This is a genomic window from Paracoccus sp. L-17 (assembly GCF_056857655.1).
Map to the genome: position 1 here is coordinate 1 of NZ_JBSXNM010000015.1, position 21,141 is coordinate 21,141.

The 21,141-nt window shown below is 64.9% G+C and carries 20 protein-coding genes; 8 read left to right on the forward strand and 12 right to left on the reverse strand.

Features of this window, described 5'->3' with window-relative positions; genetic code table 11:
• Positions 1 to 445: 445 nt before the first annotated feature.
• The 5 genes from xylA to xylF all read right to left on the reverse strand — a co-directional run bounded on the left by xylA (position 446) and on the right by xylF (position 6,357).
• A complete protein-coding gene (gene xylA / locus AC13CR_RS00720; protein WP_292950656.1) occupies positions 446 to 1,738 on the reverse strand; it encodes a xylose isomerase in 1,293 nt (430 codons plus the stop codon).
• A 1-nt stretch (position 1,739) separates the two neighbouring features.
• The gene (gene xylB, locus AC13CR_RS00725) at positions 1,740 to 3,173 is read right to left on the reverse strand and encodes a xylulokinase (protein WP_292950658.1); all 1,434 of its coding nucleotides are present in this window, start codon (positions 3,171 to 3,173) and stop codon (positions 1,740 to 1,742) included.
• Positions 3,173 to 3,934, reverse strand: coding sequence for an ATP-binding cassette domain-containing protein (locus AC13CR_RS00730; RefSeq protein WP_292950660.1), 762 nt, complete (start codon positions 3,932 to 3,934; stop codon positions 3,173 to 3,175). The genes xylB and AC13CR_RS00730 overlap by 1 nt, the downstream gene beginning before the upstream one ends.
• Positions 3,934 to 5,232: a sugar ABC transporter permease gene (locus AC13CR_RS00735; RefSeq protein WP_292950662.1), complete on the reverse strand. Its 1,299-nt coding sequence runs from the start codon at positions 5,230 to 5,232 to the stop codon at positions 3,934 to 3,936. Before AC13CR_RS00735 ends, AC13CR_RS00730 begins: the two co-directional genes overlap by 1 nt.
• Positions 5,233 to 5,325: 93 nt before the next feature.
• The gene (xylF, locus tag AC13CR_RS00740) at positions 5,326 to 6,357 is read right to left on the reverse strand and encodes a D-xylose ABC transporter substrate-binding protein (protein WP_292950664.1); all 1,032 of its coding nucleotides are present in this window, start codon (positions 6,355 to 6,357) and stop codon (positions 5,326 to 5,328) included.
• A 295-nt stretch (positions 6,358 to 6,652) separates the two neighbouring features.
• On the opposite strand from xylF, the gene AC13CR_RS00745 reads away from it, so the two are divergent.
• Both AC13CR_RS00745 and AC13CR_RS00750 read left to right on the forward strand, forming a co-directional pair.
• Positions 6,653 to 7,804, forward strand: coding sequence for an ROK family protein (locus tag AC13CR_RS00745; protein WP_482900279.1), 1,152 nt, complete (start codon positions 6,653 to 6,655; stop codon positions 7,802 to 7,804).
• Positions 7,801 to 9,264, forward strand: a complete 1,464-nt coding sequence (locus AC13CR_RS00750) for a CRTAC1 family protein (protein ID WP_446232711.1) — start codon at positions 7,801 to 7,803, stop codon at positions 9,262 to 9,264. The genes AC13CR_RS00745 and AC13CR_RS00750 overlap by 4 nt, the downstream gene beginning before the upstream one ends.
• Positions 9,265 to 9,307: 43 nt before the next feature.
• On the opposite strand, the gene AC13CR_RS00755 is transcribed toward AC13CR_RS00750, so the two are convergent.
• The 5 genes from AC13CR_RS00755 to AC13CR_RS00775 all read right to left on the reverse strand — a co-directional run bounded on the left by AC13CR_RS00755 (position 9,308) and on the right by AC13CR_RS00775 (position 15,600).
• Positions 9,308 to 10,606, reverse strand: a complete 1,299-nt coding sequence (locus tag AC13CR_RS00755) for a cytochrome-c peroxidase (RefSeq protein ID WP_292950670.1) — start codon at positions 10,604 to 10,606, stop codon at positions 9,308 to 9,310.
• A gap of 146 nt (positions 10,607 to 10,752) precedes the next feature.
• Entirely contained in the window at positions 10,753 to 11,988 is a 1,236-nt protein-coding gene (locus AC13CR_RS00760) for a Hint domain-containing protein (protein ID WP_446235044.1), read from the reverse strand.
• A 218-nt stretch (positions 11,989 to 12,206) separates the two neighbouring features.
• Entirely contained in the window at positions 12,207 to 12,911 is a 705-nt protein-coding gene (locus tag AC13CR_RS00765) for a sulfite exporter TauE/SafE family protein (protein ID WP_292950674.1), read from the reverse strand.
• A complete protein-coding gene (locus AC13CR_RS00770; protein ID WP_292950676.1) occupies positions 12,908 to 14,305 on the reverse strand; it encodes an amidohydrolase family protein in 1,398 nt (465 codons plus the stop codon). The genes AC13CR_RS00765 and AC13CR_RS00770 overlap by 4 nt, the downstream gene beginning before the upstream one ends.
• Positions 14,305 to 15,600 carry a uracil-xanthine permease family protein gene (locus AC13CR_RS00775; protein ID WP_292950678.1) on the reverse strand — a complete coding sequence of 432 codons (1,296 nt, stop codon included), beginning with the start codon at positions 15,598 to 15,600 and terminating at the stop codon, positions 14,305 to 14,307. The genes AC13CR_RS00770 and AC13CR_RS00775 overlap by 1 nt, the downstream gene beginning before the upstream one ends.
• A 227-nt stretch (positions 15,601 to 15,827) precedes the next feature.
• Here AC13CR_RS00775 and AC13CR_RS00780 point away from each other — a divergent pair, with 227 nt between their 5' ends.
• Both AC13CR_RS00780 and AC13CR_RS00785 read left to right on the forward strand, forming a co-directional pair.
• Complete coding sequence (locus AC13CR_RS00780; protein ID WP_292950680.1) at positions 15,828 to 16,820, forward strand: substrate-binding domain-containing protein; 993 nt, start codon at positions 15,828 to 15,830, stop codon at positions 16,818 to 16,820.
• A gap of 4 nt (positions 16,821 to 16,824) precedes the next feature.
• A complete protein-coding gene (locus tag AC13CR_RS00785; protein WP_293015330.1) occupies positions 16,825 to 16,965 on the forward strand; it encodes a hypothetical protein in 141 nt (46 codons plus the stop codon).
• Here the strand turns inward: AC13CR_RS00785 and AC13CR_RS00790 are convergent.
• Entirely contained in the window at positions 16,960 to 17,343 is a 384-nt protein-coding gene (locus AC13CR_RS00790; RefSeq protein ID WP_293015332.1) for a hypothetical protein, read from the reverse strand. The genes AC13CR_RS00785 and AC13CR_RS00790 overlap by 6 nt on opposite strands.
• A 38-nt stretch (positions 17,344 to 17,381) precedes the next feature.
• On the opposite strand from AC13CR_RS00790, the gene AC13CR_RS00795 reads away from it, so the two are divergent.
• The 4 genes from AC13CR_RS00795 (at position 17,382) to AC13CR_RS00810 (ending at position 20,137) form a co-directional block, all read left to right on the forward strand.
• Positions 17,382 to 17,675 carry a type 2 periplasmic-binding domain-containing protein gene (locus tag AC13CR_RS00795; RefSeq protein ID WP_293768241.1) on the forward strand — a complete coding sequence of 98 codons (294 nt, stop codon included), beginning with the start codon at positions 17,382 to 17,384 and terminating at the stop codon, positions 17,673 to 17,675.
• A 289-nt stretch (positions 17,676 to 17,964) separates the two neighbouring features.
• Positions 17,965 to 18,720, forward strand: coding sequence for an amino acid ABC transporter substrate-binding protein (locus AC13CR_RS00800; protein WP_292958389.1), 756 nt, complete (start codon positions 17,965 to 17,967; stop codon positions 18,718 to 18,720).
• A complete protein-coding gene (locus AC13CR_RS00805) occupies positions 18,720 to 19,394 on the forward strand; it encodes an amino acid ABC transporter permease (RefSeq protein ID WP_292958387.1) in 675 nt (224 codons plus the stop codon). The genes AC13CR_RS00800 and AC13CR_RS00805 overlap by 1 nt, the downstream gene beginning before the upstream one ends.
• Positions 19,391 to 20,137: an amino acid ABC transporter ATP-binding protein gene (locus tag AC13CR_RS00810; RefSeq protein ID WP_292958385.1), complete on the forward strand. Its 747-nt coding sequence runs from the start codon at positions 19,391 to 19,393 to the stop codon at positions 20,135 to 20,137. The genes AC13CR_RS00805 and AC13CR_RS00810 overlap by 4 nt, the downstream gene beginning before the upstream one ends.
• 310 nt (positions 20,138 to 20,447) lie before the next feature.
• Here the strand turns inward: AC13CR_RS00810 and AC13CR_RS00815 are convergent, their stop codons facing one another.
• Positions 20,448 to 20,984: an extracellular solute-binding protein gene (locus AC13CR_RS00815; protein WP_446236414.1), complete on the reverse strand. Its 537-nt coding sequence runs from the start codon at positions 20,982 to 20,984 to the stop codon at positions 20,448 to 20,450.
• Positions 20,985 to 21,141: the final 157 nt, after the last annotated feature.

Consider the following 21,141-nt stretch of genomic DNA (forward strand, 5'->3'; position numbering starts at 1 on the left):
GTCACGGTGGACAGCCAGGGCCTTGCCCCCGGCAGCTACGACCTGATCGTGGCGGACAGCATCACCGACAACGGCGCAACCCTGCCCGCCGGGGTCAGCATCATGGGCGGGAATGTCCTGCGGCTGACCGTGGCGTGAGGCTCCGAAACCTGACGGTGACCGGCACACCCAGATGCGAGTGCCGGCTCGCCGTCATGTTGGGAAAGTCGCCTCATTTGCGCCTGCCATAAAACGGCTCGTTAAGGCGCCGTTTTATGAAACTGATCTGCTGCAAATCTTTCTGTCAAACTGTGCAAATTTTCGTGGCGCACTACACCGGGTCCGTCATCCTTCAGGGGGTTTGCCCTACGGTCCCGGCTGCCGCGAAGGGGCCGCATCAAACACCTGCGCCGTGGCCGGCCGAAAAGCCCGGCCCCCGCCGGGTTCCCGGCGCAAGCGCAATCGGTCAGACGTAGCGGTTGACGATGTTTTCCAGCCGCTCCTGCCGGCCCGAGACTGGCGCCGGGTTCGTTCCCTCGGCCATGACACGATCTGCGATGCTGGCCAGGTCGGAATCAAGCAGTGCGCGCTGCTGGTCCCATGCCGCATAGCGGGCCCTTCGCGCCGTTTCCAGCGCGCCGTCTTCCAGCATCCTGGCGGCTGCCTTCAGCCCGCGGGCGCAGACATCCATCGCGCCGACATGCGCGGCCAGCAGATCCACCGGATCCAGCGATTGGCGACGCAGCTTGGAATCGAAGTTCGTTCCCCCGGTGGTAAATCCGCCGGCCTTGAGAACCTCGTAATAGGCAAGCGCGGTTTCGGGAACGTTGTTGGGGAATTGATCGGTGTCCCAGCCCGATTGATAATCGTTGCGGTTCATGTCGATCGATCCGAAGATGCCAAGCGCCGCGGCCAGGGCCAGTTCGTGTTCGAAACTGTGCCCGGCAAGGATGGCGTGGCCCTGCTCGATATTGACCCTGACCTCCTTCTCCAGGCCGAAATCCTTCAGGAAGCCGTAAACCGTGGCAACGTCGTAATCGTATTGATGCTTGGTCGGTTCCTGGGGCTTCGGTTCGATCAGGATGGCGCCCTCGAAGCCGATCTTGCGGGCGTAATCGACCGCCATCGACAGGAACCGCCCCGCCTGCTGGCGTTCGCGCTTGAGATCGGTGTTCAACAGCGTCTCATAGCCCTCGCGCCCGCCCCACAGCACATAATTCTGCCCGCCCAGCTTGTGGGTGGCGTCGATGCAGGTCTTCACCGTCGCGGCGGCGAAGGCAAAGACATCCGGGTCGGGATTTGTCGCCGCCCCCGCCATGTAGCGGCGGTTCGAAAAGAGATTTGCCGTCCCCCACAGAAGCTGCGGCCCCCCGGCGGCCATCTTCTGACCGATATAGTCGGTGATTTCTTCCAGCCGCCTGGTGTTCTCGGCAAAGCTGTCCGCCTCGGGGCGGATGTCGACGTCGTGGAAACAGAAGAATGGCTGCCCCAGAAGGGCGAACATCTCGAACGCCACGTCGGCCTTCATCCGGGCAAGCGCCATCGTGTCGCCGAACCAAGGCCGCTCGAAGGTCTGGCCGCCGAAAGGATCGCCTCCGGGCCAGGCGAAGCTGTGCCACCAGGCGACGGAGAACCGCAGGTGATCCTCCATCCGCTTGCCCATCACCATCTCGTCCGGATCGTAGTGACGATAGCTGAGATCGTCCGAAGCGTTCGGATCGAAGCGGACCGGCGCGATATCGCCGAAAAAGTCTGTCATGTCAGAGATCCTTCAGAATCGTATAGGCGGTCTGATAGCGCGCATGGGCCTGCGAGAAGGCCTCGGACAGATTGTCTTGCGGCTCGATCGTCCGCGCGATGTCGGGCGGCGTCGCGATTTCGGCGCCGGCGCCCGTGGCCGCCATCTGTGCCAGGCGCGCCGCGCCAAGGGCCGCGCCGAATTCGCCCGACCGGGGTACATGCAGAGGGATACCCAGCGTCGTCGCCAGCACCGCCAGCCAGTAATCCGATCGCGCGCCCCCGCCAAGCGCCAGCGCGCCCTCGATCCGGGTGCCGGTCGCCGCCAGCCGGTCACGGCAATCGGCGAAGGCGAAGGACACGCCCTCGATCACCGCGCGGGCGGCCGCGCGGGCATCGGTGGCGTGGTCCAGATGCAGGAACTGGCCCCGGATGCGCGCGTCGTTATGGGGCGTCCGTTCTCCGCCCAGATAGGGCAGGAACAGCGTTCGGCCGGGTGCGCGCAGCGGCGACAGGTCCGAGGTCAGCTGCGCCGCCGACTGGCCCGTCAGCCGCGACAGCCATTCCAGCGCATCCGTCGCCGCCAGGATCACGCCCATCTGGTGCCAGGTCCGGGGAACCGCGTGACAGAAGCTGTGCACGGCCGTGGCGGGGTCGGGGCGGTAGCCATCGGTGGCGGCGAACAGGACGCCAGAGGTTCCCAGGCTGATGAAGGCGCTGCCATCGGCGACGACGCCGGCGCCGATGGCAGCCGCGCAATTGTCGCCGGCGCCACCCGCCACGGGCACGCGCGGCAGGCCCAGTTCGCGTGCCAGATCGGCGCGCAGGGTGCCGCCGACGGCCGATCCCTCGACCAGCGCGGGCATGTGGTCGCGCGTCAGATGGCAACGGGACAGAAGATCGTCCGACCAGTCCCGCGCGCCGACGTCGAACCAGGCCGTGCCCGAGGCGTCGGACATGTCCGAGACATGATCCCCGGTCAGGTAGAGACGCAGATAATCCTTGGGCAGCAGAACCTTGGCGATCCTGTCGAAAATCTCGGGCTCGTTGCGGCGCACCCATTCCGTCTTGGGTGCGGTGAACCCCGGAAAGACGATGTTTCCGGTGATCGCGCGGAACCGTGGATCGCCATCCATCTCGGCGGCCTCGGCATGGGCCCGGGTGTCGTTCCACAAGAGGCAGGGCCGCAGCGCGCGGCCATCGGCCCCGACCAGCGTCGCCCCGTGCATGTGGCCGGCCAGACCGATCCCCTCCAGCCCGGACAGGTCGTGCTTGCCGGCCAGCGTGCGCAGCGCGTCGCGCGCCGCCGCGCACCAGCTTTCGGGCGCCTGTTCGGACCAGCCGTCAAGGGGCCGCTGGACCGACAGCGGGACCGAATGTTCGGCCAGAAGCCGCTGTTCCGAGTCGATCAGGATCGCCTTCAGCGACGATGTGCCCAGGTCGAGGCCCACGAACATCAGGCCGCCGCCCTTGGGTTCTTTCCCAGGATGATCATCGACAGGATGTCATCCTCGGTCACGTCCTCGACCCGCTCGCTGCCGACCAGTTGCCCGTTCTTCATCACCGAGACGCGGTCGCACAGTTCCATCATCTCGCGGGTATCGTGACTGATCAGGAAGATGCCCAGCCCCTGCGCCTTCAATTCCTGGATCAGGTCGGCGACCATCTTGGTCTCGTGCACGCCAAGCGCGGCGGTCGGTTCGTCCATGATCAGGATCCGGGCATTGAAATAGACCGCGCGGGCGATGGCGACGGATTGCCGCTGACCGCCGGACAGGGCGCTGACCGGGACGTTGATCTTGCGGAAATTGGGGTTCAGGCGCGCCATGATCTTGCGCGTCTCCGATTCCATCCTCGCATCGTCCACGAAACCCAGGCTGGTGGTCAGTTCGCGGCCCAGGAACAGGTTCGCGGGTGCGTCCAGATTGTCGGCCAGCGCCAGCGTCTGGTAGATCGTCTCGATGTTGTAGCGCCGCGCATCGGCGGGGCTGCGGATGTCCGCGGGCTTGCCGTCGATCAGGATCTCGCCCGAATCGCGCTGATAGGCCCCCGCGAGGATCTTGATCAGGGTCGATTTGCCCGCGCCGTTATGGCCCAGCAGGCCCACCACCTCGCCGGGATAGAGATCCATCGACACATGATCGACGGCCCGAATGCCGCCGAAGGCGATGCTGATGTCCTTCAGTTCGACAAGCGGCGTTCCGCGATGATCTGCCATCAATCCTGACTCCCTATGCGCCGGCGATACCAGATGTCGATCAGCACGGCCGCGACCAGCACGGCGCCGACGACGATGTTCTGCAACGGCGCGTCCACGCCGACCATGGCCATCCCCGATTGCAGCGATTGCATGATCAGCGCGCCGATGATCGCGCCGTAGATCGTGCCGACGCCGCCCTTCAGCGCGGTGCCGCCGATGACGGCGGCGGCGATTACCCGCAATTCGTCCAGAACCCCGATATCATTGGAGTGATAGGTCAGGCGCGAGGATGCCACGACCGCCGAAATGGCGCAGAGAACGCCAAGCAGCGTGAAGATCTTGACCGTCAGCAGGCGCGTGTTGATGCCCGACAGTTCCGCGGCGTCGGGGTTGCCGCCGGTGGCGAAGATATAGCGCCCGAACCGCGTGCGCCGGGCGATGATGGTCATCACGATCGCGACCGCGATCAGCAACACCACCGAGATCGGCACGCCGTAGCCCTGGGTCAGTCCTTCGGGCATGACCTCGCCGCGCGCCTCGAACCGGCGCTCCAGCAATCGGCTGGGGATGGTGTAGGCGTTCATGATCGCGACGAATCCCATGATCGCCACGACGATGATCGCGCCCACCGCCGCTTCGGCCCAAAGCGGTTTGACGTGGAATTCATGCGTGATCTTGTTGCGGCGCGCCGACCACAGCGCCCAGACCGCCGCGACCGAGGCGGCGATGGCCAGGATCCAGCTTCCGGTCTGGCCCAGCGTGCCGTTGATGCCACCGAAAAGCTGGAATGTGCTGTCCAGTGGGCCGATGGTCTGACCGCTGGTGATGTACCAGGCCACGTTGCGCCAGACCAGCAGGCCGCCCAGGGTGACGATGAAGGCGGGGATCGTCAGATAGCCGACAAGCCAGCCCTGGAATGCACCGATCGCGCCGCCGGTGATGATGCCCACCGCGATGGCAACCCAGGCCGTCGCCGGATGGTTCAACCCCAGCCCCAGCCAGTTCGGCATCACCTCTGTCTGCGTCACTGCCATCACCGCCGAGGCGGTCGCGAGGATCGAACCGACCGACAGGTCGATATGGCGGTCCACGATGATGAAGACCATTCCGGTCGCCATGATGGCGACGGATGCCGTCTGGATCGTCAGGTTGAACAGGTTCCGGGGCGTGATGAACCGGCCGCCCGAGGCCAGGTGAAACGCCAGCGCGATCAGGATGAAGGCGCCGATCATGCCCAGCAGGCGGGTATCGAGTTCCAGCGCCGCGAACCCCTTGCGGGCGGGCGGCGCGGATTGGGACGTGGCCGAATCTGCCATCAGACCTCCGGAAATGGGAACCGGGCGAGCGGCAGGCACGCCCTCGCCAGAAGAATGGTCCGCCCCGTGTCGTCAGGGCGGACCGGTTTCAGATCAGTTGCAGGGTGCCGGACCGTTCGAAACGCCCTGGCACAATGCCTCCTTGGTGATCCAGCCTGCGTCCACCACAACGTTGAGGTTGTCCTTGGTGATCGGGATCGGCTTGAGGAACTTGGCCCAAAGCTTGGATCCGCCGGGCGAGGTCCATTCCTCGGCGCCTTCGATGGCGGACATCTCGGTGCCCTGCGCCATGGCCACGGCGATTTCGGCGGCATTCTTGCCAAGCTCGCGCGAATCCTTCCAGACATCGACAGTCTGCGTGCCCTTGGCGATGCGGTTCAGCGCGGCGTGGTCGCCATCCTGACCCGACACCGGGACCACACCGTCAAGACCCTGCGCCGTCAGCGCCGCGATCACGCCGCCGGCCGTGCCGTCGTTGGAGGCGACGACGGCATCGACCTCGTTGTTCTGCGCGGTCAGGATCTGTTCCATGTTCCGTTGCGCATTGGCGGGCAGCCAGCCGTCGGTATAGGCTTCGCCCACGATCGTGATGTCGCCCGCGTCGATGGCCTTTTGCAGCACTTCCTGCTGGCCGCCGCGCAGGAAGTCGGCGTTCGGATCGGTGGGCGAGCCCTTGATCATCACGTAATTGCCCGTGGGCTGCGCGTCAAAGACGGCCTGGGCCTGCATCCGGCCGACCTCGACATTGTCAAAGGTCAGATAGAAGGCATAGGGATCCTCGATCAGGCGATCATATCCCACGACCGGGATCCCCTCGTTCTTGGCGGCGGTCACGGCGGGCCCGATGGCCTCGCTGTCCTGCGCCAGGATGATCAGCGCATCTGCGCCCTGCGAGATCAGCGATTCGACGTCCGAAAGCTGCTTGGAGGACGAGGATTGCGCATCCGTCGAAATGTAGCTGGCGCCGGCGGCTTCCAGCGCCTGCTTGATCGCCGCCTCGTCCGTCTTCCAGCGTTCTTCCTGAAAGTTCGACCAGCTTACGCCGACGACCGGCGCATCCTGCGCCAGCGCGGCGCTGGCGAATGTCAGCGTGGCGGCCGCGGCCGCCGTCAGAATTTTTTTCATGCTATCCTCCCGTTGGCGTAGAGCCCGCAGCATCGCCCCGGACCCGATGCCCGCAGGGAACCAAGTTTATGTTCGATTGTCAAAATTAATTTGACGCAGGGAGGCAAGAATCGTTCACTCGGCCTGCGTCGTCCGACGAAGGACGTGCTGGAAGGCTGCCTGCCTTCCGGGGGGTGGGAGTTATTAATTGCGGGATCGAACAAAAGTTCTGGATGTCACCCGGCCTGCCAGGACCAGGCTTGCGGAGGCAGACACACCGGGTTGCGGTCCCCTTCGGGGGGCGCGGCAGGCCGGGGTGCTGTCGCTCAAGCAGCAGATCTACGAACAGATCCGGTCCGCGGGCCGAATCAGCCGGGCCGCGCTTGCCAAGGCCTTGCGGGTTTCCCCGGGTTCGGTCACGCCGCTGGTTTCGGATCTTCTTGCCGCCGACCTTCTGCGCGAGCCGGAAAACGCCGCGCGCCATGCCGGGCGCGGGCGGCCGCCGGTGACGCTGGCGGTGAATGCGCAGCGCGGCCTGGTCGCCGGACTCAAGGTCAGCGATCACGATTATTCGGCCGTGCTCGTCGATCTGGCGGGACAGCCAGTTGCCGGGGCCACCCTGCCCCGCGCCGCGGAATCCCGTTCGGTCGCCAGCATGCTGGACGAGGTGGATTGCCTCTATTCGCGCCTGCTCTGCGCGGCCGGACCGCAGATGCCGCCGGTTCTGGGCGCGGGGCTGGGAATGCCCGGCATGGTCGATCACGCCAGCGGCCGGCTGCGCTGGTCGCCGATCGTCGATGAACGCGACGTGGATCTGGCGGCGCTGGTCTCGGCTCGTCTGAGCCTTCCCGCCTCGGTGGACAACGACGCGAACCTGCTGACCATGGCCGAATTGTGGTTCGGCAAGGGACGGTCGCTGTCGGATTTCGCGGTCGTGACCATCGAATACGGGGTCGGGCTGGGGCTGGTCGTCGATCACGCACCCTATCGCGGCGCGCATGGCCTGGGCATGGAACTGGGCCATACCAAGGTGCAGCTTGATGGTGCGCTGTGCCGCTGCGGTCAGCGCGGCTGCCTGGAAGCCTATGTCGCCGATTTCGCGCTGGTCCGCGAGGCGCCGATCGCCCTGAACGGCGAACTGCCCCGGCGCGGCGAGATCCTGGAATCGCTGTTCCGGCAGGCCAAGGACGGCAACGAGGCGGCGCGGGCGATCTTTGACCGGGCCGGCCGTTATCTGGCGCTTGGCCTGGCCAATGTCGCCAATCTTTTCGATCCGCGCCGCATCATCCTGTCGGGCAGCCGGATGCGCTATGATTTCCTCTATGCCGAGGAAATGCTGGCCGAGGTGGCCAGCCTGACGCTGAACCCGCCGCCCCCGATCGAGGTCCATGCCTGGGACGACCTGGTCTGGGCGCGCGGCGCGGCGGCGCTGGCGCTGTCGGACCTGACGCCCAGGCTGATGTCATGATCCGCTGGCTGCTGCTTGTGCTGCTGGCCGCGCCCGTTGCCGCCGCCGATCCGATCTTCCAGGCGGTCAAGGTGCCCGACCATGTCTATACCGGCGGCTGGGAACATTTCGTCGGCGGCGGTCTGGCCGCCTTCGACTGCGACGGCGATTCGCTGCCGGAATTGCTGGCGGCGGGGGGCACGTCACCCATGACGCTGCTGCGCAACCGCGGCGGCATGGTCTTCGAACGGGGCGAATTTCCGGTCATCACCGGCGCCAGCGGCGTCTATGCGCTTGATCTGGACGGCGACGGGGCGATGGATCTGGTCGTCCTGCGGGTCGGCCCGAACCTGACGTTGAAGGGCGACGGCGCGTGCGGCTTTGCCGTTTACGATTTCGGCGTGACGCCGGGCGATGCCTGGACCACCGCATTCTCGGCGATCTGGGAAGCGGGAAGGACGCGGCCGACACTGGCCTTCGGAAATTATGTGGACCGCCAGGATCCCGACGGGCCGTTTCAGGCCTGCGACGACAATCTGCTGCTGCGGCCCGAGGCAGAGGGTTATGCCGAAACCATCCTGACGCCCGGCTTTTGCGCGCTGTCGATCCTGTTCTCGGACGAGAACCGCGACGGCCGCGCCACTTTGCGGCTGTCGAACGACCGGCAATATTACGTTCGCGACGGCGCCGAACAGATGTGGTCCCCTACCGAGAACCGGTTCCTCGGGCCCGAAGACGGGTTCGAGGGCCCGTCGATCTGGGGAATGGGCATCGCCTCGCGCGACATCACCGGCGACGGGCTGCCCGACCTGGTACTGACCTCGATGGGCGATCAGTTGACCATGCTGTCGACCCCGACCGGGCTGGAAATGGCACCTTACGAGATCGGCAGCTTCGCGCAACGGCCCCATGTCGGTGATGACGGACGCCCCTCGACCGGCTGGCACGCCGCTTGGGGCGACGTGGACAATGACGGCGATGCGGATCTGTTCATCGCCAAGGGCAATGTCGATCAGATGCCGGACATGGCGATGGATGATCCCAACAACCTGCTGCTGAACGAGGCGGGACGTTTCCGCGAAGTCGCCGCGTCGGCCGGGGTCGCCTCGATGCGGCGCGGGCGCGGCGCGGCGCTGGTCGACCTGGACGGCGACGGCCGGCTGGATCTGGCCGTGGTCAACCGCCGCGCGCCGCTGGAGGTCTGGCGCAATCTGTCCACGGCGGGTCGCGCGGTCTCGGTATCGCTGTCGCAGCCCGGCGGCAATCGCGATGCCGTCGGCGCCTGGGTCGAGCTGCGCACAAAGGCCGGAACGCAGATTCAGGAACTGACAATCGGCGGCGGCCATGCCGGGGGCGCGGTGTCGCCCCTGCATTTCGGAATCGGTGACGCCACCAGTGCCGAGATTCGCGTGACCTGGCCGGATGGCAGCATCGGCGAATGGACACGAACCGGGCCCGGACCGGTCCTGATCCGGCGATGATAACGGCCGCGCGCGCCGCGGTGATGATGGCGTCCCGCCGTGGTCAGCGATCCACCGGCAGACCGGACGGCACCGTCGCGGGCGGACCCAGCCGACCCTTCAGCGCCGCATCGTCCCGCAGCGTCGCCAGAAACGCCATCAAGGCATCAAGATCCCGGTCATTCAGCACCATGTCGCGGCCTTCGATCGCCGCCGAAATCGCCGCGACCTCGGCCGGATCGTCCATCACGCGCCAGTCGTCCTGCTGCGGGACGCCCATATCCGGCAGCGTCGCGTCGCGGGCATAGGTTCGCAGCGCCTGACGCGGGGCGGCGTGATCGCGGACGAACCGGCGCAGATCCGAATAGGCGCCGGCATGGCCCCAGGGCCCGGTCTCGGTCACGTTGCGCAGCGACGGCGTGCGGAACGCGAAACGATCCGCTTCCCGTCCGGTGACGCGAAAGCGGCCGTCGTCGCGGGCATGGCGTTCGAACCGCGCGCGCTTGCCGGGCCCCAGTTGCGGCTGGCCCGTCGCGTGAAACCCGTGATCGGTCTGGAAGGGACCGGAATGACAGGTCGCGCAGCCGGTGGATCCGTAGAACAGTTGCGCCCCCTGCAAGGCAGCGTCAGGCAGATCGCCGGTGCCGCGCAACCAGGCGTCGAAGGGCGCCGTGTCCGACCGCCACTCCGCCTCGACAAACTGGGCGATGGCGTCCGAGATGTCGGTAAAGTCCAGCTTGTCGTCGCCGGGAAATGCGTCCTCGAACATCGCGGCGTATTCGGGGATGGCACGGACACGGGCCGCGATCAGATCCCAGGCGCCGTCCTCGCCGGTGATCAGACCCTTTCGGACTGCCCGGCTGACCTCGTTCTCGGAATAATGCCCGGCCATCTCGTCGGCCGACAGCACGGGAAACATCGTCTGTGCCGACAAAAGCGTGTCGAAGCCGCGCACCATCTCCGGACCCATCGGCGTGCGCAGGCTGCCATCGGGCAGGCTTTCGATCCGGCCGTCGTCGAAAAGGCGAATGAATTCGGTCGCGCCCAGATTCCAGAGTCCGGGCGCGTTGCGCGGCACCCGCTGCTCGGGCGGGTTTTGCGGATCGGCGATCCTGTCCGGTCCAAGCCCCATCCCGCCCTCGCCCATGCCCAGCGACAGCCCGTCGCCGGTGCCAAAGCGCGGATTGTGGCAGGTGGCGCAACTGATGTTGCGGTTGCCCGACAGGATCGGATCCCAGAACAGCAGCCGCCCCAACGCCACCCGATCCGGATCGGTCGGCCGATAGGCATCATCGCCGACCGCCGCCGGAAACTCGGTCGCGGCGGCGGGAAAGGCGAGGATCAGAACCAGAACGCGAAACATGTCCCGGATAGAAGCACGGCGCGACGAACGAGGAAAGGTCGGTATGGGGCGCGACATCGGCGATGTCGGGGAAGATCGCATCGTGCAGCCGCCGGACACTGCCCGGAATCGCCGGCATCGTCCGGCGCCGACAGCTTGCGTTCAGATCATGCCCCGGGCTCGGCGACCAGTTCGCGTCCGTTCCTGACATGGCGCGCCACCATGTTTCGCGCTTTCCTGCCGGACGCGATCGGCTTTGCGCTTGCGGCGCTTTCGCGGCGATCCTGCAGTTGGGGAAACAGGGCGAAGATCTCGGCACGCGCGATCTCTCCGACGGCTTTCATCGCCTGGTCACCGGTATACATCGCCTCGGTGGCCGCGCCGTTGGAAAACACCACCTCATGCCGTTCGAACAGCATGTGATAATACACCACATCGGTGTCGTCTTCCACGACGTCGATCCCGTCGATTTCCGTCAGATGCGTGGCGGCGACCAGCACCTCATCGGCACAGAACATCCGCTGAGCGATCTGGGACCGGACCAGAACCCGGTGCTGGGGCGACAGGAAGAGGTCCGATTCCGGCATCCCTTGTCCAAGCGCCCCGGCGCGAACCCTTATAGGGCGCAGCTTGGGTTTGCGCTGCAGCGCAGAGGCGTCCAGACGGGCGCAGCCGATCCAGCGCAGCGGCTGCAGACCGTGATCCATGGTCCGGACCAGATCGCCCACCTTCAGCGATTCCACCGCAACCGGACCATCCGCCGTCTCGATCATCGTGCCACGCAGGAAACACGGCACCACCTCGTCATCGCTCAGGACAAGTTCGCCGGAAGCGTCGTAATCGAGGGTGACGATGGCGGTGTTCGCCGTGCTCTGCAACAGGTTGCCGGTTCCCCTGATCGTGGCGGCAGCCGCTGGTCCCGCAAGCGGCACCGCGGCGACGGCGTCGGCCAGTTGGTCGGTGATCTCCGAAATGGGGGCCGTGACCTCGACCGGCGTGCCCGCCACCGTGATCGAGGCGGTCACGGCGATATGGGCATCGTCCACAGGCTCATCGGAGAGGAAATAGTATTCCCCGTCATCGCCCTCGAAGATGTCCCCGGCAATGGGGTTCACCTGCAACGAGACATTCGCCAGCGCGGGAATGCCGACGGTGACGAGGGCGTTGTTGATTTCGGCAGAACCAAGATAGGTTCCAGAAGCCAGCGTCGTGCCGTCGGAGGTGACGGTTGCAATCTCGTCGCCGTTCTGCAGCGTCGTGCCGTTTGTCGCCTCGACATCATACCTCTCGAATTCCTGCGAGGACTCGAAGGCGTTCAGCAGCGATGTACCGGGGACGAAGGCAATCGACCCATCCACGCCCACCGTGATCAATGAAGAGGGGATCTGTGTCACATATGGCATTGTCGGACTTTCAACTGGCGAAGCTTTGCTTCGCGGCCACATTTGGCTGTCCGGATAGAGGCAGGCCAAATATCCGCACGGCAATCACAAGAGGATGGTAACGCCTGCGCGGCATTTTCACAACCTGTCGGTGAGCGGGCTCGCGCGAAGTGATCGGCGCGGTTGCGCGGCAGGAAGAAGGGTCGTGCGCCGACCCTGCATGACACGCCGCGCGCCGGTCACGACCTCAGGATCAGGAAGGCGCCGCTGACAACCGCGAAGATCAGGACCGCATAGCGCAGGCTGCCACCGCCTATATGCGCGTGCGTCCGGCGCGACAGGGCGCTGCCCGCCATGATCGCCGGCATCAGGATCAGCGCGGCACTGGCCTGCGACATCTGGAACATGCCCATGATGGCAAGGATCGCCAGCGAGATCACCTCGCCCACGAAGAAGCAGGTGGCGACGGTCGAACGCAGCACCGGCCCCGGCGCGTGCTGATACAGCAACGCAAGCGGCGGGCCGCCAATGCCGGTCGCCGTTTCGGTGACGCCGGTAAACAGCCCCACCCCCAGTGCCGCCGGCCGGTTCGGGTCGAATCGAGGCGCCAGCAAAGCCACGGCGGCGGCGATCACCGTGAACCAGCCGACCGCCAGGCCCAGGTGACGACCGCTCAGCGCGGCCAGCATCCACAGGCCCGCGAAGGTGCCGAAGAACCGCCCCAGCGTGATCCAGCCGGTGCCCAGCCGATCGATATCGCCGCGCTCGCGCCAGGCGATGTGGAAATTCAGCGGCAGCATCAGGATCAACAGCGTTACCGGCAGGTATTCAGGTGCCAGGATGCCGAAGACCGGGGCGACGATCAGCGCGAAACCGATTCCGATCGCGCCCTGGATGAAGGCGGCCACGAAAACCGCGGCAGAGAGGATCAGGAACAGGGTCACGCGGGGGCCTTTGCGCAGCGGTAATCGGCGGGAGGATGGATACGGGTGATCGGTGCGGCAGCGATGGCGCCGGCCGTGGTTTCGCGGATCTCGGTCAGCAAGGCACGGGCGTCCCAGTCAACCGGCCAGCCCTGCCACAGCCGCAGCCGGCCTTGGGTGAAAACCGCGTCGATCTGGTCCCGGTTGCCATAGCGGACCAGTTCCCATGTCAGATCGTGCGAGGGGGTGAATTCCGGACGGTCCAGATCGACCAGCAGGAAATCTGCGGCCAGGCCGGGCGCGATGCGGCCGGTGACGGCGCCAAGTCCGGCCGCATCTGCGGCCATGCCCGTCGCTGCCGCCAGCCACAGCCAGCCGCCACCGCAAGAACTGTCGCCCGAGGCAAGGCCATAGCCTGCACGTTGCAGCGATTCGCCTGCGTCCATCAGGCGGAACCCGTCCGCGCGGGTGCCGTCGGTGCCCAGTCCGAAACGGATGCCCAGCGCGGCCATCTGCAGCGCCGGGGCGATGGCATTGCCCTTCCAGATCGAGGCCACCGGGTTATACGCGACCGCCGTGCCGGTATCGCGCAGGATGTTCAGTTCGCCCGGCGTCACAAGCGTCGCATGCGCGATCAGGACATGCGGCCCCAGCGCGCCGATATGGGCCAGATGTTCCAGCGGGCGGCGGCCATTGGCGACCAGTGACCGTTCGACCGCCACCAGATGTTCGTTCACATGGGTCTGGAAGATCGCCCCGGCCTCTGCCGCCATGTGCGACATCCGCGCCAGCATGCCGTCGCTGCCGACTTCGGGAATGGATATGGCCAGCGAGGGATGCAGCAGCGGATCGCCTTCACCGGCATGCAGATGCGCTTCGGCGCGCGCGATGATCCGGTCCGGCGGCGGCACATCGGCCGCACCGCCCAGATCGTTGCAGATCAGCCCGATGACCGAGCGGATCCCCGTCTCTTGCACGGCCGTCTTCACCGCTTCCAGATGCCCGGCAGATCGCGTGCCCGCATCGACCGCGCAGGTGAAGCCGCCGCGCAGGCATTCCAGCGCGGCAAGCTTCGAGGACAGGTAGACCATGCGCTGATCCAGACTGCCCTCCAGCGGAACCCAAATCCGGCGAAAGATTTCTGACGGCTCGCCGAAGACCAGGGACTTGCCAAGCGACTGGGTCAGATGCGTATGAGTGTCGATGAAGCCGGGCATCATCAGATGATCCGGCAGATCGACGGGCGTCAGGCCGGGATGGCGGGCGGTCAGGTCCGCCGCCGGCGCGATCTCCGCAAATCGTCCGCCGCGGATCAGCGCCGCCATTCCGCTGGCAGGACCGTCCTCAAGCAGCATCCGGCCTGGAACAAGCAGTATCTCGGTCCGCTCGAACAGGGTTTCGGGAAGATCCCTCATCAATTGCTCTCCTGCAGGCTTGGCTCGGCAACAGGACGGACGTGGTGGAACATGGCATTCACGACGGCAGCGGTGATGGTGCCGGCAGCAAGTCCGTTGCCGATGATCATCTGCGACCATTGCGGAAACTGGCTGTAGATACCGGGCACGAGAATCGGCAGCATCCCCATCGCCAGCCCCGAGGCCAGCGTGACCATCGCGCCGTGTTCACGAAGATCGGTGCGGCGCAGAAGGTCGATGCCGATGACGCCGATGATCGCGAAGACGACGACGGCGGTTCCGCCGATCACCGGGCCGGGCAATGCCGAGGCCAGGCGCGACACGGGTGCAAGCAGCGCGATCAGGATCAGGATCACGCCCGCTGTCGCTGTGACATAGCGTGACTTGACGTTGGTTGCACGAACGATGCCGACATTCTCGCCCGAGGTAATGATCAGCGACGTGCCGAACAGTCCGCCGACCAGCGACATGACCGCATCGCCGCGGATGGTGCGCGGCACGATCGCGCGTGCATCTTCGCGCCGGCCCACGATCTCGGCCGTGGCGATGGTCTGGCCGGTGGCCTCGGCCATCGAGATGATCGAGAACACGATCAGTGGCAGCGCGGCGATGAGGTCGAATTTAGGCATTCCGAACGGGAACAGCTGTGGAACCGCGATCAGCGGCCCGTTGCCGACGCCCGACAGGTCGATCTGGCCGAAGATCGCTGCCAGCGCCGTTCCCGCGACAAGCCCCAGCATGACCGAGATGCGCCGCAGCGTGCCGGTGAAGCCCCAGGCGAACAGCACCGTCATCGCGATCGTCGCCAGCGCCAGTCCGACATTCAGCGGATCGGCGAAGTTCTCGCTTCCCGGTCTTCCGGTAATGGTGCCTCCGTAGATGCGCACCAGGTTGACCGAAACCAGCAGCAGCATCGTTCCCACGACAATGGGCGGGAAATACCGCAACAACCGCCGAAAGACCGGCAAGGCCGCGAAATAGAAGATCGCGGTCAGCAGCACCGCGCCCACGGCGGTTTGCACATCGGCCTGCACCGCGATGGCCAGGAAGATCGCGATTGGCGCGCCACCCGGCACCATGATGAAGGGCAGTCGCGCGCCAAATCCCTGCGGTCCGAAACTTTGCAATATCGAACCGAGTCCGCAGACCAGAAACGTCGCGCTGATGACGCTGACCGTCAGCGCAGTGTCGAAGCCCAAAGTCTGGGCGACCAGAAAGACGGCGGTGATCGGCGACGCGGCCATGACCAGCACATGCTGCAGGCCGAACAGGATCAGGCTGCGCGGCGGCAGCATCTGATCGGCGGGGTCTTGTTCCCCTGGCGGAGTTCCGGTGAATGACATTTCGAGCGTTCCCTGTTGCTGTTCAGACGCATTTTCTTCTGTAGCAAAACGTTTTGCGTATTACCGTGCTACCACGATTGACGATTCGCGCAAAACGTTTTGTCGCGTTGGCCCGGACAAAGGTTGCCTTTTCGCCGGGACAAGGCATCTACTGCACCTGGATCAGGCAAGGGGAAGGCGTGCGAAAACCGACGATCATCGATCTGGCCAAGGCCGCAGGAGTATCTCCGACGACCATCTCGCACGCCTTCAGCGGCCGGCGGAAGGTCGATCCGGAAACGCGCGAACGGATCGTCGCGCTGGCCGACAAGATGGGATATCGCCCCAATCAGGCTGCGCAACGTCTGCGCAGCGGGCGCACGGGAACGATCGGGCTGGCCTCGTCGATGCCGTTCGCGGTAGCGGCCGGACCCTCGCGACTGGGCTTTCTCATGGAAATCGCCGCGTCGGCGGCGATGACGGCGCTGACCCGCGACATGGCATTGTGCCTGGTCCCGACATCACCGGGCCGCAATCTCGACAATCTGGGTTTCGACGGCGTGATCGTCGTCGAACCGGCCCGCGACGAACCGTTGATCCGCTATTTCGAAGGGCGGCACACGCCCATCGTGTCGATCGGCAAGGTGCCCGCGCGCCCCGACATTCCGGCGATCGACCTGCATTCGGCGCAGACCGCGCGTCTTCTGCTGGGGCATCTTTTCGATGCCGGCAGCCGGCGCATCGGCCTGATCACCGGCCGGCAGAGACGCACATCCTACGAAGAGACCGAGACGGTCTATGCAGAGTTTTCTGCCGCCCATGCCATGCCGGCGATTGCCCTGAGCCTTGATGAGAATGGCGGCGAGGAACTGGCCGAACGCGAAGCCGCCAAGCTGTTGCAACGGCATCCCCGGCTTGACGGGCTGCTGGTGACGGTCGACGCGCTCGCCACCGGAACGATGACGGCATTGTCGCACCTGGGATTGCGCGTGCCCGACAATGTGCGGCTTGCCACACGATATGACGGCATGCGGGCCCAGCTTGCCCAGCCGCAACTGACCGCGGTCGATCTGCACCTTGATCTGGTGGCCCGGCTTGCCGTGGAGACGCTTCTTGCACGTATCGAAGGACAGGACGCCGCCTTCACCACGCCCTGCCCCGACCTGATCGCCCGGCCATCGAGCGTCGGTTGACCCGATGGCGACCATGACCGCCATCCGGCTTGCCAGACCTGCCGGAATTCCCGCCAGCCGGATCGCCCTGCGCGGCGATCACGGTCATACGCCGGACGGGTCGGGCAACGGCACCGATCCGGCCCCGACGCCATTCATGCTATGAACCGGACGCGGCCGCCTTCAGCGTTCCCGCACCCGCCGACACCGTGGCTCTGCCCTGAGCGGTCGGAAGATCCTCCCAGCAGACCGCGCGGGCGCATTCCCGCGGGGAATGCCCCGTCATCAGACTGATCGCGACCAGAAAGATCAGGCAGACGGCCATGCCCGGAAATACCGGGTCGATGCCCGTTCCCAGAAACGGCCAGATGATCGTGACGGCCATGGCGGAAAGCATCGCCACACTGCAGCCGGCCGCGGTCGCCCGGTGCCAGAACATGACGGCCAGAAACGGGATCACCAGGGTCGTGGTCGAGATCCGCAGGGCCCACTGATAGGTGAACAACTGGGACCAGAGCCCCTTGTGGTGCTGGACCTGGAGCATTCCAGAAAATATCTTCTCGACCTTTTCGCCAGTCGGGGCTGAAACCCAATGTCGCCTACTCCGCCCGTTCGACCGATATGATGCGCGCGCTGATCGCGGCCGGTATGGGATATGGCGTCTTCAATATCAGGCCGTTGTCCAAACAGACCTGCGCGACCGGTGATCTGGTGCGCCTGCCATTGGCGGGAAGCCACGACGCGCCAAGTGCGGGCGTGCTGGTCCGGCGGGACGCGGCGCTGACCACAATCTGCCTGGCCATCATCGGCGCTTGCGAATTGAAGGCCGCAGAGGGCGCCTTCGACGCCGCTGTCATTCAGCCTTACACGCCATAGCAAGCCAGGACCGCGCATCGCGGCCCGGCCCGTATCGTGCGCCGAGATCGCGCAAATCCGGATTGGCGCCAGATCGCCGGCGCATTCTGACAGGACCGCCGCTGGAACCCCGCCTGAAGCGCGGATCGCCTAGGATGACCCACCCGGCCTCGGCATTGTTCCCGGAATTCTGTTCCCTCTTGACATCGGTCGCGCGGAACACTCTTCCTCATTTATTTCTCGATATTTCCGCTCCTTGTTCAGTCTTTCCGCCAGGCATATCTAGCCTTCAACGCAGAAGGAGACCTTGATGACAAAATCGTTCATCGCCGCATTGGCCCTGATCGCCGCGGGCACCGCCGCTTCCGCCGAGACGATTCGCGTCGGCATGTCGGGGGGATATTTCCCCTTCACCTTTGTAAAGCAGGACAAGCTTCAGGGTTTCGAGGTCGACCTGATGAATGCCATCGCCGCGGAAACCGGGGATACGGTGGAATTCGTCACCATGTCCTTTTCGGGTCTGATCGGCGCGCTGGAATCGGGCCGCATCGACACGATCGCCAACCAGATCACCATCACGCCGGACCGCGAAGCGACCTTTGCCTTTACCCAGCCCTATGTCTATGACGGCGCGCAGATCGTCGTGAAAGAGGGCAACGAGGTGGGCATCACCGGGCCGGAATCGCTGTCGGGAAAATCGGTCGCGGTCAATCTGGGCTCGAATTTCGAGGCGCTTCTGCGTGATCTGCCCAATGCCGCCGATATCGACATCCGCACCTACGATTCCAATATCGAACAGGACGTGGCGCTTGGCCGCATGGATGCCTTCGTCATGGACCGCGTCTCGACCGGACAGGTCATCGCGAAAAGCCCGCTACCGCTGGAAATGGCCGGGCAGTCCTTCAGCGAAATCAGGAACGCGCTGCCGTTCCGCAAGGACGAAGCCGGTCTGGCGCTTCGTGACAGGATCGACGCCGCGCTGACCACGCTGAAGGAAAACGGCACGCTGGCGGACATTTCGCGGAAATGGCTGGACGCCGACGTGACCAGCCCTGCCGACGAGTAATGGACGGGCTTGATACAGGATACATGATCGGGCTGTTCCCGATCATCCTGAGCTATGTCCCCCTGACCCTGACCATGGCGGTGACAGCCATGGCCGGGGCGCTTGTCCTGGCCTCGGCGCAGGCGATCATCCGCATCTTCAGATTGCCGGTGATCGACCAACTGGTCGCGCTGTTCATCAGCTTCTTTCGTGGCACGCCGCTGCTGGTCCAGCTGTTCCTGTTCTATTACGGGCTTCCGCGCGTCGTCTCGGCGCTGACCAGCATCGACGGCGTCACCGCCGCGATCATCGGTCTGACGCTGCATTTTTCGGCCTATATGGCGGAATCGATCCGCGCCGCGATCCTTGGCGTCGATCGCAGCCAGTGGGAGGCGTCTGAGGCGATCGGCATGACGCGCGGACAGATGCTGCGCCGCATCATTCTGCCCCAGGCGGCGCGGATCGCGGCCCCGACGCTGATGAATTACTTCATCGACATCATCAAGAGCACGTCTCTTGCCTTCACTCTGGGCGTCACCGAGATGATGGGTGCCGCGCAAAAGGAGGCCGCCGGCAGCTTTCTTTACCTCGAGGCCTTTCTGGTCGTGGCGTTCATCTATTGGGGCATGGTCGAGTTCTTCTCGTTCTTCCAGCGCCAGCTTGAAGTCCGGATGCAGAAGGCCTTTGTGCGATGACAACCAGTTGCAAGATCAGGATCAGCGGCCTGAGCAAGCGGTTTTCCGACAATGTCGTCCTGAACGACATCAACCTGGATCTGGAACCGGGCGAGCGGGTGGCGATCATCGGGCCATCGGGAACGGGAAAATCGACATTGCTTCGCTGCCTCAACTTTCTCGACCGTCCCGATGCGGGCCTTCTGACGATCGGGGATCTGTCCGTCGACGCGACTCGGGCCAGCCGCGCCCAGATCCTCGCATTGCGCCGTCGCACGGGCTTTGTCTTTCAGAACTACGCGCTTTTCGCCAACAAGACCGCGCGGCAGAACATCACCGAAGGGCTGATAACAGTGCGTCGCTTGCCGCGCCGTCAGGCCGAAGCCCGCGCCGACGAGGTGCTGTCCCGGATCGGGCTTTCGGAAAAGGCCGACAGCTATCCCAGTGCCCTCTCGGGCGGGCAGCAACAGCGCGTGGGCATTGGCCGCGCCATGGCGATGGATGCGGAACTGCTGCTTTTCGATGAGCCGACAAGCGCGCTGGACCCTGAATGGGTGGGCGAGGTGCTGGATCTGATCCGATCCATCGCGGATGGCCGCCAGACCATGCTGATCGTCACCCACGAGATGCAATTCGCCCGCGAGATCGCAGACCGGGTCGTGTTCATGGAGAATGGACGGATCGTCGAGCAGGGGCCGCCGGCAAGAATCTTCGACGCGCCCACGGACGACCGAACGCGGGCATTTCTAAGACGGGTCGGCTGAAGATTGAAAGACCGGGACAATATTGGCGGCGGATACGGGCTTCGCGCAAGTCTGCCGACAAGAACCGGCCGGCCAAGCCCAGCGGCAGCAGGCGAATTATCGGGCCTTCAATGGCGTTGCATCGCCACCGAAGGCCAAAGGTTGATGATCGACCGAGGCTTGATCGCCACGACGGCAGCAGAGAATCAAGGACGATCCCGTCCAAGGCGGTGCCGCCGCCCGGATCTCGCGGCCCGACCAGCCTTCACGGTGACCGCGCGGTTCTCCGTGCCCGTCCCGCCGCCACAGCGCGATGGCGGGACAGCGACGGTCACTTCTGCAACTCGGTCCAGATGGCGGTCATGTAGTCGCGGGCGGTCGGCGAACACAGCGGCATCCACCGGCCATTGGCCAGATGCTCCTCGGGCACGACCATCTCGGGGGCGTTCTTCATCTCATCGCTGAAGAATTCCTCGGAGCCCGCGATGCCGTTGGGGTATTTCGCGTATTCCGAATTCATCGCGGCGTTTTCGGGATCCATGATGAAGTCGAGGAACTGATAGGCCTCATCGACATTCTGGGCATCCGCCAGCAGCGCGATGGAATCCATGAACAGCGGATAGCCTTCCTTGGGATAGCCGTAGACGACCGCCGGATTTTGCATCCGCGCGCGCATGATCGCGCCCGACCAGTATTCGGATGCCTTGACATCGCCGCTGCCCATCTTGTCGGACATGCCGTAATCCATCGACATCCATTTCGGCTTGGCTTCGACCAGTTTGTCGCGGACCTTCTTCAGCATCTCCTTGTCCTCGGTGCAGGGCTCGCCGCCCAGATACATCGTGGTCAGATGGATGATGTCGGACATTTCCGGGGCGACATTGACTGAACCGCACCGGGTTTGCCGGAGGCTCCAACTCATGAGCAGGATGGAGCATCATGACAAAGACAACAAACAAGTATTCACCGGAAGTGCGCGAACGCGCTGTGCGGATGGTTTTGGATGGCGCAAGGCAGCATGAAAG